At 62.2% G+C, this 2,629-nt stretch carries 3 protein-coding genes; all 3 read left to right on the top strand.

The window, feature by feature from the left end; genetic code table 11:
• Positions 1-1,113: F0F1 ATP synthase subunit beta (gene atpD / locus ACESMD_RS03715; RefSeq protein ID WP_372610447.1), on the top strand; the 1,113-nt coding region annotated here is incomplete at its 5' end.
• 25 nt (positions 1,114-1,138) lie between these two features.
• A complete protein-coding gene (locus ACESMD_RS03710; RefSeq protein WP_372610445.1) occupies positions 1,139-1,567 on the top strand; it encodes a F0F1 ATP synthase subunit epsilon in 429 nt (142 codons plus the stop codon).
• 251 nt (positions 1,568-1,818) lie between these two features.
• Positions 1,819-2,616 (top strand): undecaprenyl-diphosphate phosphatase, encoded by a 798-nt coding sequence (locus ACESMD_RS03705; protein WP_372610443.1) that lies wholly within the window; start codon positions 1,819-1,821, stop codon positions 2,614-2,616.
• Positions 2,617-2,629 lie beyond the last annotated feature (13 nt).

The raw sequence follows: 2,629 nt of genomic DNA, 5'->3' as shown, positions 1-2,629 counted from the left end.
CTCGGCGAGCCCATCGACGAGGCGGGTGACATCGGCGAGCAGGAGCGCATGCCGATCCACCGCAAGCCGCCCGCCTATGCCGAGCAGGCGGCATCGGAAGAGCTGCTGGAAACCGGCATCAAGGTCATCGACCTGGTCTGCCCGTTTGCCAAGGGCGGCAAGGTCGGCCTGTTCGGCGGCGCCGGCGTCGGCAAGACCGTCAACATGATGGAGCTGATCCGCAACATCGCCACCGAGCACAGCGGGTATTCCGTCTTTGCCGGTGTCGGCGAGCGGACCCGCGAGGGTAACGACTTCTACCATGAGATGACCGAATCCAACGTCATCGACAAGGTAGCGCTGGTCTACGGCCAGATGAACGAGCCACCAGGAAACCGCCTGCGTGTGGCCCTGACCGGCCTGACCATCGCCGAGAAGTTCCGTGATGAAGGTCGCGACGTGCTGCTGTTCGTCGACAACATCTACCGTTACACCCTGGCGGGTACCGAAGTATCGGCGCTGCTGGGGCGGATGCCGTCCGCAGTGGGTTACCAGCCGACCCTGGCCGAGGAGATGGGTGTCCTCCAGGAGCGCATCACTTCCACCAAGACGGGTTCGATCACCTCCGTGCAGGCCGTCTACGTGCCCGCGGATGACCTGACCGACCCCTCACCGGCGACCACCTTCGCGCATCTGGATGCCACCGTGGTACTGGCACGCTCCATCGCCGAGCTGGGGATCTATCCGGCCATCGACCCGCTGGATTCCACCTCGCGTCAGCTGGATCCATTGGTGGTGGGTCAGGATCACTATGACACGGCCCGTGGCGTCCAGAATGTGTTGCAACGCTACAAGGAGCTCAAGGACATCATCGCAATCCTGGGCATGGATGAGTTGTCCGACGAGGACAAGTTGTCCGTGTACCGGGCGCGCAAGATCCAGCGCTTCCTGTCCCAGCCGTTCTTTGTCGCCGAGGTGTTCACCGGTTCTCCCGGCAAGTATGTCTCCCTGAAGGAAACTATCCGTGGCTTCCAGGGCATCCTTGAGGGCGAGTACGATGAACTCCCGGAGCAGGCCTTCTACATGGTGGGGACTATCGACGAAGCCGTCGAGAAAGCCAACCAGATGAAGTAAGGCCGTCCATCAGGGGAATTACACTATGGCGAAAAGCTTCAAGTGCGAAATCGTCAGTGCCGAGGCGGCGATCTTCTCGGGCGAGATCGAGCGGATCATCGCCAATGGCCTGATGGGCGAGCTGGGAATTCTTCCCGGCCATGCCCCGCTGCTCACCGAGCTGTCGCCGGGGCCGGTGCGGGTGATCTTCGATGGGGGCCAGGAGGAGAGCTACTACGTCTCGGGAGGCTTCCTGGAAGTCCAGCCCGATGTAGTGACCATTCTGGCCGATGCGGCGACCCGTGCGCATGACATCAATGAGGCGGCTGCCGAAGAGGCACGTCAGCAGGCGCTGAAGCACCTGAATGACAAGTCGTCCGAGCTCGACTACACCCGCGCCGCAGCAGAACTCGCCGAAGCCGTGGCGCAGCTGCGCACCATTCAGCAACTGCGCAAGAAGGCCGGCAAGGGCTGATCCGATCCAGCCCGACCGTTGCAACGCCTCCCGGAAACCCTCCGGGAGGCGTTTTTGTCTCCAGTAGCCTGTTGAGCCACAACGATGTCCGGCGGGCGATGGCGACCTCGGTTCCATGGCATTGCCTGAGGACAAGCACCGAGGAGATCTGTATCCTCGTCGTCGTCCAGTGAGGGTTTTTCCCGCTCGCCTGGCGTCAGGTGACCACCGTCAGCCTGTCATCCTTCTCTCCACTCGATTCAGGAAGTGCCATGGAGTGGCTGCAAATCGTTGTGTTATCCATCGTCCAGGGCGTGACCGAGTTCCTGCCGATATCGAGTTCCGCGCATCTCATCCTGGTGCCGGTGCTGACATCCTGGGAGGATCAGGGCCTGGTCTTCGATGTCGCCCTGCACCTGGGAAGCCTGGCGGCGGTGGTGCTCTATTTCCGCCATGACCTCTGGCGCATGACCCTGAGCTGGGGTCGTTCAGTGCGTGGTCATGGTACGGACGAGGATGCTCGCCTGGCCTGGTGGGTGATGCTGGCCACCATTCCGGTGGGACTCGTGGGGCTTGCCTTCGAGGACACCATTGAAAAGGCCATGCGCTCGCCGCTGATCATCGCCGGGGGCTTGATCGTCTTCGGCCTGCTGCTCGGTTATGCCGACTGGCGTCACCGCGGGGCGCGCAACGAGTACCAGTTGACCTGGAAGGATGCCCTCTGGATCGGCGTCGCCCAGGCCTTGGCACTGATTCCCGGTACCTCGCGCTCGGGCATCACCATGACCGCGGCGCTTCTTCTGGGGATGAGTCGCGAGGGTGCCGCACGCTTCTCCTTTCTGCTTTCCATTCCGGTGATCCTGCTGGCCGGTGGGCTCGAGGTCCTTGTCCTGATCGGTGAGTCCCGCTCGGTGGACTGGGTGGCCATGGGGTTGGGGACGCTGCTGTCCGGATTCAGCGCCTACCTGTGCATCCATTACTTCCTGATCTTCATCAAGCGCCTGGGCATGCAGCCCTTCGTGGCCTACCGGATATTGCTGGGTCTCTGGTTACTCTGGCTCTTCTGGTAATCTCCTTCTAACT

The sequence above is a fragment of the Halomonas sp. genome, assembly GCF_041689495.1.
Classification (GTDB): domain Bacteria; phylum Pseudomonadota; class Gammaproteobacteria; order Pseudomonadales; family Halomonadaceae; genus Halomonas.
Note: the sequence above shows the minus strand (reverse complement) of the source record. Positions and strands in the feature narration are given on the sequence as shown.

Bases quoted from the DNA above. Each gene is read 5' to 3' on its own strand.
- ACESMD_RS03710 (WP_372610445.1), top strand. From the start codon at position 1,139: ATGGCGAAAAGCTTCAAGTGCGAAATCGTCAGTGCCGAGGCGGCGATC.
- ACESMD_RS03705 (WP_372610443.1), top strand. From the start codon at position 1,819: ATGGAGTGGCTGCAAATCGTTGTGTTATCCATCGTCCAGGGCGTGACC.